3 protein-coding genes are annotated in these 1,651 nt (G+C 73.2%); 1 reads left to right on the top strand and 2 read right to left on the bottom strand.

Features of this window, described 5'->3' with window-relative positions:
* A partial coding sequence (locus SGR02S_RS20450) for a hypothetical protein (protein WP_218000149.1) occupies positions 1-257 on the bottom strand: 257 nt, incomplete at its 3' end.
* A 23-nt stretch (positions 258-280) separates the two neighbouring features.
* Between SGR02S_RS20450 and mobA the strand changes: the two genes are divergently transcribed.
* The gene (mobA, locus tag SGR02S_RS19200; RefSeq protein ID WP_067113820.1) at positions 281-877 is read left to right on the top strand and encodes a molybdenum cofactor guanylyltransferase; all 597 of its coding nucleotides are present in this window, start codon (positions 281-283) and stop codon (positions 875-877) included.
* On the opposite strand, the gene SGR02S_RS19205 is transcribed toward mobA, so the two are convergent.
* Positions 858-1,651: molybdopterin molybdotransferase MoeA (locus SGR02S_RS19205; protein WP_067113822.1), on the bottom strand; the 794-nt coding region annotated here is incomplete at its 5' end. The two genes, mobA and SGR02S_RS19205, sit on opposite strands and share 20 nt — an antisense overlap.

Consider the following 1,651-nt stretch of genomic DNA (forward strand, 5'->3'; position numbering starts at 1 on the left):
TCCACGCGCGGCAGCGCTGTGCCATCTGGACCCCGGCTTTCGCCGGGGAACAGCTCCTTACTTGCCTGAAGGATTCCATGACCTGACCCCCCGACAAGCACCGCGTAAACCGAAAAGGCGGACCGTGGATGCTGAAACAAGTTCAGCGTGACGGATGGGGGAATGACGACGGATTCCACTGAACCCACCACCATGGCCCACGCGCCGTTGACCGCTCCGACCGGGCGTGGAAGGATCGAGGCGATGACCGCTCCCATGCCTCTTGCCGCCGTCCCGTCCCTTGGCCTTTGAGCGTCCCGCCATCGTGATCGCGGCGGGCGGGGACGGCGCGCGCATCGGCGGCGGCAAGCCCGCGCGGATGCTCGGCGAGCTGCGGCTGATCGACCATGCGGTGGCGTGGGCGCGCCGCCACGGCGATGCGGTCGCGCTGGCGGTGCGGCCGGGTGACGGCGACTGGGGCACCGGCTGTCCGCTCCTGTTCGACGATCACCGCGATATCGGGCCGATCAGCGCGCTGGCGAGCGCGTTCGACCACGCGCGCGCGCAGCGCCGCGCTGCCGTGCTGATGATCGGCTGCGACATGCCCTTCCTGCCCGACGATCTGGTCGAGCGCCTGTCGTCGGCGCTGGACGGCCACGGCGCTGCGCTTCCCGTCAGCCGCGGGCGGCTGCATCCCACCGCCGCGCTGTGGCGACCCGACAGCGCCGCGCTCGACGCCTATGTCGCGCGCGGAGGGCAGTCGTTGCGGCGCTTTGCCGGAGAGGTCGGGATGGTCGAGGTGGCGTGGGATGCCGCCGGGCCCGATCCCTTTGCGAACATCAACGATGCGGCGGCGCTGGCGGCGGCCGAAGCGCGGATCAGAACGCCAGCGCGCTGACCGGTGCGCCGGGCTCCAGCGCCGCCTGGTCCGGCGGGCAGCGGATCAGGCAGTCGGCGACGGCGAGCGCCGCCTGCGCGCCGCTGTCCTGATTGCCGAGCGGCGTCAGGCCCGCCTCGTCCCATCGCGCGCGCGCGAAGGTTTCGCGCGAGCCCGTCGCGGGAAGCGGGGCGGCGAGCGGAAGCGTCCGCCAGCGCAGCGCCCGCTCGACGCCGCGCGCCTGCAACTGCGCGAGCAGCGGCACCAGGAACAGCCGCGCCGTGACCATCGCCGACGTCGGATTGCCCGGCAGGCCCAGCACCCATCGGCCGCGCGCCCGGCCCAGCCACACGGGCTTGCCGGGCTTGATCGCGACCTTGGCGAACAGCAGGTCCAGCCCGTGCGGCGCGAACATCGGTTTGGCGAAATCGCGTTCGCCCACCGATGCGCCGCCCGTGACGATCACCACGTCGGCCTGATCGAGCGCGCGGTCGGCCAGCGCCTCGAGCGCCGGCAGGTCGTCGACGCCCGTCGCGCGGCTCGCGACCAGCGCGCCCTGCGCCTGCACCATCGCCATGACGCCGAAGGTCACGCTTTCGGGAATCGCATCCTCGCGCTCCAGCGCGCGGCCCGGCGGTGCCAGCTCGTCGCCGGTGCCGACGATCGCGATGCGCGGTTGCCGGATCACCGCCACCTGCGCGGTGTCGGCCGCGGCGGCGACGATCATCGCGCGCGGCGTCAGTTCCGTGCCGGCGTCGAGCAGCAGCGCGCCCGCCGCGAAATCGCTTCCCGCCG

It is taken from the genome of Sphingopyxis granuli NBRC 100800 (genome assembly GCF_001591045.1).
Classification (GTDB): domain Bacteria; phylum Pseudomonadota; class Alphaproteobacteria; order Sphingomonadales; family Sphingomonadaceae; genus Sphingopyxis; species Sphingopyxis granuli.